The organism is Methylobacter psychrophilus (assembly GCF_025583945.1).
Classification (GTDB): Bacteria; Pseudomonadota; Gammaproteobacteria; order Methylococcales; family Methylomonadaceae; genus Methylobacter_C; species Methylobacter_C psychrophilus.
In genome coordinates this window covers 1-7199 of record NZ_JAOEGU010000090.1, presented here as the reverse complement: position 1 = coordinate 7199, position 7199 = coordinate 1, and the positions used below count along the sequence as shown (strand labels likewise).

Annotated in this window: 6 protein-coding genes and 2 pseudogenes; 5 read left to right on the top strand and 3 right to left on the bottom strand. The window is 45.3% G+C overall.

What is annotated here, in order from left to right; all coding sequences use genetic code 11:
- Positions 1 to 121, top strand: a pseudogene (locus N7974_RS20930) (IS701 family transposase); the annotation flags it as partial.
- Positions 122 to 505: 384 nt separating this feature from the next.
- On the opposite strand, the gene N7974_RS19735 reads toward N7974_RS20930, so the two are convergent.
- Both N7974_RS19735 and N7974_RS19730 read right to left on the bottom strand, forming a co-directional pair.
- Positions 506 to 724: a hypothetical protein gene (locus N7974_RS19735; protein WP_262967250.1), complete on the bottom strand. Its 219-nt coding sequence runs from the start codon at positions 722 to 724 to the stop codon at positions 506 to 508.
- 15 nt (positions 725 to 739) lie between these two features.
- Positions 740 to 1819 (bottom strand): DUF3047 domain-containing protein, encoded by a 1080-nt coding sequence (locus N7974_RS19730; RefSeq protein WP_262967249.1) that lies wholly within the window; start codon positions 1817 to 1819, stop codon positions 740 to 742.
- Positions 1820 to 1912: 93 nt separating this feature from the next.
- On the opposite strand from N7974_RS19730, the gene N7974_RS19725 reads away from it, so the two are divergent.
- Entirely contained in the window at positions 1913 to 2677 is a 765-nt protein-coding gene (locus N7974_RS19725; protein ID WP_262967248.1) for an AraC family transcriptional regulator, read from the top strand.
- A 266-nt stretch (positions 2678 to 2943) separates the two neighbouring features.
- Here the strand turns inward: N7974_RS19725 and leuA are convergent, their stop codons facing one another.
- Complete coding sequence (gene leuA / locus N7974_RS19720; RefSeq protein WP_262967247.1) at positions 2944 to 4641, bottom strand: 2-isopropylmalate synthase; 1698 nt, start codon at positions 4639 to 4641, stop codon at positions 2944 to 2946.
- A 171-nt stretch (positions 4642 to 4812) separates the two neighbouring features.
- On the opposite strand from leuA, the gene N7974_RS19715 reads away from it, so the two are divergent.
- The 3 genes and pseudogenes from N7974_RS19715 to N7974_RS19705 all read left to right on the top strand — a co-directional run bounded on the left by N7974_RS19715 (position 4813) and on the right by N7974_RS19705 (position 7180).
- Positions 4813 to 5283, top strand: a complete 471-nt coding sequence (locus N7974_RS19715; RefSeq protein ID WP_394813136.1) for an Lrp/AsnC family transcriptional regulator — start codon at positions 4813 to 4815, stop codon at positions 5281 to 5283.
- A 297-nt stretch (positions 5284 to 5580) separates the two neighbouring features.
- Complete coding sequence (locus N7974_RS19710; protein WP_262967246.1) at positions 5581 to 5805, top strand: hypothetical protein; 225 nt, start codon at positions 5581 to 5583, stop codon at positions 5803 to 5805.
- A gap of 245 nt (positions 5806 to 6050) precedes the next feature.
- Positions 6051 to 7180: pseudogene (locus N7974_RS19705) on the top strand (IS630 family transposase).
- Positions 7181 to 7199 lie beyond the last annotated feature (19 nt).

Sequence of the window (7199 nt, the reverse complement as noted above, 5' to 3'; positions counted from 1 at the left end):
ATTCAAGCTGGAATGTCTGAAGATAAAACACAAGGCCAATCATTTTGCATTACGAACTAAGCTATTCATCAAGGCGAACCAAATGGCTTATGCAGAGCTGCAAAAATTACGGACTGCGTAACATCAGGTTCTTATATGTATCTTTTTAATGCTTTTTGCTACTTGTTTGCCTGTTCAACGTAAAAATCCAGTAATTACATACAAAAGGTATGAATTTTATTATCTAGGTAATCTTGTTAATATTCAATAGGATAAAAGCAATACTATAGACGATTTTAAAATCGATATTTCGTCTGTACGCCGCTGATACCAATGGCTACAGGGGCGTCGTGGAACAAACCGTTCTTTTGGTTAATTAACCCCGTACTGGAAATAATTCCGGATAGCGGCCGTTCAAAATCAGCTATGTAAAAGCAAATCCATCGACTTCACTCGATCCATCAGCGACATTACAAATATGTAAGCTGGGCAATGTTTTTTTGTCCACCGTTTGGAGTTAAAAACTTTAATTTTGCATGGGCACAAAAAGGGGGGTCACACACATAAAAATGTCGAGTAACGAAAAGCCGTTGCCCGACAGGGCTGTGCGGATTAATTTCTCCGGTGTATTCAATAATGAAGTGATATCATTTAACTCAAAATTTAAAACGGCAATGCGCCGAGTCGCATTAACTGGAGGACTAAAAGCTAGATAAATAGCCACTCTTGAGCCCTTAAATTTCATTAAATTCACTCCTAATTATACAGGTATTACCCGACCATCACTCAGGAGGCTGATGTCTGCAAATTGACATACACCTTCTTCATGTTGAAAAAGACTGAGGGCAATCAACCAAACCTTTACGATATTATCTGGAATAACTCCGCTTATTGCGTCGCTGTAATCTTGATATATGTCCCGCTCCTCATTCAACCATTCGCCCAAGCCTTGGGAACCAGAACGGATGACAACATGGGTTTCGCGGGCAGTCCAGGTTGGAATTGGGCATCGATATACTGTTTCTGGCGGCAGTTCGGCGCTCCAGTAATAGGTAATATCTTGACCATTATCGAATTCGACCGCAATGCTTAAATAATCGTGGGTTGGCAGCGTATCCTCACGCACAGTGGAAGGTAGGGTGTCTATTTTCCATGACCAACGCAATCGGGTATTCGGTTTAAAGGGCAGGGAAACCGATCTTTGCAACAGCCCGCCGTCATTGTGCGTATGACAGCAGATTGCCGACTCTTTCATCGGTACTGCATGAGATTGATAAACTTCCGCAGGACCTGTAAACCACAGATAATCCCAGCCATCCGGCGTAATAATCGGCGAAACCAACCGATCTATTTCTCTTGCGATCAGGTTATTTGCGTCGCCGTATTCGACAAGACTTTTTAATCCATCCAACGTATCGCCTTGCCAGTGTATAAGTAACACGGCTAGATTGCCTGTTACTATATCGTACACTTCATCCGGGGTTGCCAATTCACCGGTTTTGCTAGACCATTCTCCTGGAAAATAACTGGCCAGATAAAGTCGCCCCGATTGCTCTACCGTAAAACTATGGCTATCGCGGGTGCCACGGAATATTTCGCCGTCTTGGCCGATACGAAACCAAAGCTGAAAGTTGGGTTCCAGGGTTATGGGCAGGTCTTTAAACTGGGTTTTACCAGCCGCGAAAGAGGTTAAATTATCATCGGCTTCAACATCAAGGCCAGTATCAAACCAAGGCTTTTGGTCGGATGGAATATCAAAAAAACGATGGTCATCAATAACGTTTTTTGCAACATTACCCAGTAATTCTGTAAAACGCGATTTAAATTCAATAACATTCATAGTAGGTTCCTTGATTATGGTGGGTGAAGCTCATGAAAATCAGCTGGAAGGATTATAATCTGATCATCACACTAATTCTTGTATGAACTAGCTATGTTAAAACTTTATCCTGCTTATATGCGCTTGTTTATCTGGCGAGGCCGATCGCTTTATTTCGGTCCGTCAGTACATTTGAATGTGCACGCCTATGCCACGGTGGTATTACATGTGGGAATCTACCGGCCTTTCAGGATAAAAATTGCAAACGGTGCATGGCAAAGTTGCCGCTGTGCGATTGTCCCCGCAGGTACCCAGCATGAGCTTGATTTTGAAGGCGGTATACATGGAAAAATATTTATTGAAAGAGACAGTTCCGATTTTTTGTATTTTAAGCGCCGCTTTACTTGCCCGGAACAATCGCTGTCATTTTTTCAGGACTTTGAACTGATCGATAAATTGCGCTGGATTTATGAACTCGATCCCGATAAATCCGTTATTGAAAACTGCCTGGATAGCTTGTTGCAATGTGATGGAGATCTGAATTTAGTGGTCGATCCACGCGTACAAGCGGCTATCAATCTGATTTGCAATGAGCCGGATTGCAATTTCTCGCAAGAATATCTAGCCGAAAGAGCTGATTTATCGTCGTCCCGATTTTTGCATTTGTTTAAAGAGCATACCGATGTCCCTTATCGACGTTTCAGGACATGGAAGCGCTTGTTTTTAGCATTGGAAAATTTAAACGCTATTGATAATATGACTATTGCTGCGTTAAATGCCGGATTTTCAGATGCAACCCATTTCAGTCACTGTTTTCGCGATAACTTTGGCATAAACCCGGCTTATGTATTCCGAGGCATTAATCGTTTTGAGGCTTGAGAGCTGAATACGCGTGAGTTCCTGCATTAAAAACAGTATAGGGGCTATTTGATAAATGATGAGAAGAGTATATTTTGATTGATTTGCTAAAACTTATGACCATCGGCTGTTGTTAAGGCTTGTCCGACGCCTGCCCCCAGAGTTCTGGTATATTCGGATAGTCCTGTGTTTTAAGGCAGGCATCTGACAAGCCTTAACATCAAGAGACGGTCGCGAGTGGCAGCTTTATGGCGATATAGAGTTCGGAAATATGGGCCAAGAATCGGTTACCTTTCCTTGGGTTGGAACTCATCGTTTCTGATACCCGCCAATCGATTGATGCCACTGATTAAGGCTTTAATCGATGCCGTGACTATATTGGTATCGATGCCTACACCGTAGCACTCGTAGTTGCCTTTAGAGTAAGTGAGCTCCATAAAAGCACAGGCTTGAGCATTGCCGGCCTCGCCGCTGGCACGGGTGGAGCGTTCTTCATAACTGCGTACCTGAACAAAGATGCCGATGCACTGCAGGGCATGAATAGTCGCATCGATAGGGCCATTTCCTACGCCTTCGAGTTGATATTTTTCGCCATCCACTTCGACGTTAAGTTTTATACCTTGGGCACTGCTGTGTTCAAATAGATGATGTTCCGCGTAACGCACGGGGTGCTCGCTTTCAAGATAGGTGCGAGAAAAGAGTTGCCAGATAGCGCTAGCGGTCATCTCACTGCCCTGCTTGTCAGTATCCCGTTGCACCTCGCCAGAAAACTCCACCTGCAAGCGGCGCGGCATGACTATCCCGTATTCGGTTTCAAGCAGGTAGGCCACTCCACCTTTGCCCGATTGGCTGTTGATACGGATCAGCGAATCGTAACCGCGTGCAACATCGGCCGGGTCGATAGGCAGATAAGGCACATTCCAGAAAGTATCGGGCTGCTGAGCGGCTAAGCCTTTCCTAATTGCATCCTGGTGAGAACCGGAGAATGCGGTGAAGACAAGGTCACCCACATAAGGGTGGCGAGGATGGATAGGCAACTGGGTGCAATGCTCTACAGTACGTGCGATGGCATTGATATCTGAGAAGTCCAGACCCGGCGCGACACCCTGCGTATAAAGGTTAAGTGCCAGCGTAACAATATCCACGTTGCCGGTACGTTCGCCATTACCGAAGAGACAGCCCTCGACCCGATCCGCACCGGCCATGAGGCCAAGTTCTGCTGCGGCCACGGCCGTGCCTCGGTCATTGTGTGGGTGCAGACTCAGAACCACACTATCTCGACGATCAAGATTGCGGTGCATCCATTCGATCTGATCGGCATAGATATTAGGTGTCGCAACTTCAACGGTAGCAGGAAGGTTAATGATGACCTTGTTCTGCGGGGTTGCGCCCCAGGCTGCTGTTACCGTGTTACAGATCTCAAGGGCGAAGTCGAGTTCGGTAGCAGTGAAATTCTCCGGGCTGTATTCGAGCACCCATTCTGTTTCCAGCTGCTCACTGGCGAGCTGTTTTACCAATAGGACAGACGCAACCGCCATGTCGATAACTTCAGCTTTGCTAATGCCAAAAACTATTTCCCTAAATGGTCGTGACGTGGCGTTATAGACATGGACAATGGCTCTACGGGCACCCCGCAACGAGTCCATGGTACGTCGAATAAGGTGCTCGCGCGCCTGAGTGAGTACCTCGATAGTTACATCTGAAGGAATGTGGTCGCCGTTGATCAAGGTCTGAACAAAATCGAAATCGGTCTGTGAGGCGGAAGGAAACGCTACCTCGATTTCCTTGAAACCGATGTCGCAGAGGCTGCGGAACATGCGCATCTTGCGTTCGGAGTCCATCGGTTCAAAGAGGGCTTGATTGCCATCGCGCAGATCGGTGCTCATCCAGAACGGTGGAGCAGTGATGGTTCGGTTCGGCCACTGACGATTGGCAAGATCGACGGGGGGGAACGGGCGGTACTTGGTATTGTGATGTTTTAACATATTGGCGGCTCCAGTTTTGCATTGCTGTTTTGATGAGGATTATTTTAGCAAAGACGAAGCGGCATCTTATTGCGTTATATGGCTTAACAGCGTATTGTTTTAGCAGAATATTTTAATATTATGGCTATATGGGCAATTTTGTATCACTTATGACTAATCCAAAACAATATAATGGAGCTTGATCGTTACGACAGTCAGATTCTTCGTGTGTTGCAGGAGGACGGACGGATCAGCAATCAGGATCTGGCCGACCGCATTGGTCTATCGACGTCACCCTGCCTACGGCGCGTGCGGGCTCTGGAGGAATCCGGCCTGATTATGGGGTATCGCGCCCTGGTCGACGCAAAGGCTTTGGGCTTATCGTTACTGGCCTTGATTCATATTTCGATGGATCAGCATACGTCGGAGCGGTTCAGTCACTTTGAAGCGCAGATTTGCGAGATTCCAGAAGTGATGGAGTGCCTGCTGATAACCGGTCAGTCCGCCGACTATCAACTCAAGGTCGTTGTCCGGGACATGGATGCCTACCAGGAGCTATTGCTAAACCGCATTACCCGGATCACCGGCGTTACCGGGGTGCATTCGAGCTTTATTCTGCGCCGGGTGGTGAACAAGACCGCGCTGCCAATTGAAGAAGCATAGGCCTTCATCGTCTTTAATCGCTTGCTTTCGAACATCCCTGATGAAGTTATCGCCACTGTCTTCACAAAATTTATTAATTCCACCACGAATAAAGATCATTTAACAGCCCTGCTTGGATGAAGTAAGGTTTCAACTGATTTTTTCAATTTGGAGTTATTTATGAATACCCTTGTTAAACTCGCAACCATTTTATTCATGTTCGCATTCGAAGCGGCATCGGCTAACGAATAAAAGTTCGCCATCCTAGTCAATCTCGATACCGGACCGGGCAATGTCACTATTACCAACCAGGGTCGCATGAGCATGCATAAGTTTTATCTGCCGAAATACACGGTGGTCGAGTATAAAAATAAAGTGCTGGTGCCGTTTCCTAATAAAAAATTGGCAGATGCTGATTCCATGTCAAAGCTGAAACTTGATTCCGTACTGGGCATCCGCAGTGATGCCAATGGCATCGTCTGGATGCTGGATAATGGCATGCGTAGGGGTGTAACCCCTAAGCTAGTACTCAGTCAGCGTTGATATGTCGAATAAAATTAGCGTTAAAAACTCGAAATTACTGGTATGGTATCTGACAGAATTAGATTGACTTAGTACTAGTACTCAGTCAGCGTTAATATGTCGAGTAAAATTAGCGCTATAAACCGGAAATTTCTGATATAAAATCCGACAAAATCAGATTGACTGAGTACTAGTACTCAGTCAGCGTTGATATGTCGAATGATAGCCCCCATATAATGTCTTTACATTGCCATTAATAAACACCATTGAAAAAGAAATACATAGTACGACTAACGGAAGATGAACGCGCTTATTTGGGAAGTTTGATTCATACCGGAAAAGTTGCGGCTCATAAAAGGCTACACGCTGAAATACTGCTCAAAGCAGATATTAGCGAGTTAGGCGAAAAATGGCTGGACCGGCCAATAAGTGAAGCTTTTGGTATTTCAAGACGTACCGTTGAACGAGTCCGGGAGCGACTGGTTCAAGAAGGTTTGGAGTCCGCTTTAAACCGAGCAAAGTCAATTCGCGTTAAAAGCCGTACTATTGATGGTGAGAATGAAGCCCGTTTGATCGCGTTAAGTTGTGGCGATGCACCTGAAGGTCGTAGTCGCTGGACATTACGTTTACTTGGACAGCAGATGGTTGAGCTGGGTTATATTGAAAGTGTATCGCATGAAACTATCCGGCAAACCTTAAAAAAAACGAATTAAAACCCTGGCAAAATAAAGAGTGGTGTATTCCGGCTAAAAAAAATGCTGAGTTTGTTTGCGCTATGGAAGATACGCTTGAGGTTTACAAGCGACCTTATGATGAAGCGCAACCACTGATTTGCATGGATGAAAGCAGTAAGCAACAGATTAAAGACACGCGAACACCAATACCGGCAAAGCCTGGCTCGCAGGCTCGGTACGACACGGAATATGAACGTAATGGTGTGAGTAATGTTTTTATGTTTTTTGAACCGTTACAGGGTAAACGGTTTGTTGAAGTAACCGATCAAAGAACGGCTATTGATTAGGCGCATCAGATCCGTAATCTGGTTGATGTCCATTACCCGCAGGCTAAACGTATTACCCTGGTTATGGATAATCTGAATACCCATACTGGTGCCTCTTTATATAAGGCATTTGAGCCAAAAGAGGCGAGAAGAATTCTTGAAAAACTGGAAATACACTATACGCCCAAGCATGGTAGTTGGTTAAATATGGCCGAGATAGAATTAAGCATCCTGTCACGGCAATGTATGGATCGGCGCATTCCAGATCAAGAAATGTTAAAAAAAGAAATTTTAGCGTGGCAAGAAAAAAGAAATGCTATTGCTCGCCCTATGAAATGGCGATTTACCACTGAGGATGCGCGGATAAAACTGAAGAAACTTTATCCGACATTATAAGATTGACTGAGTACTAGCC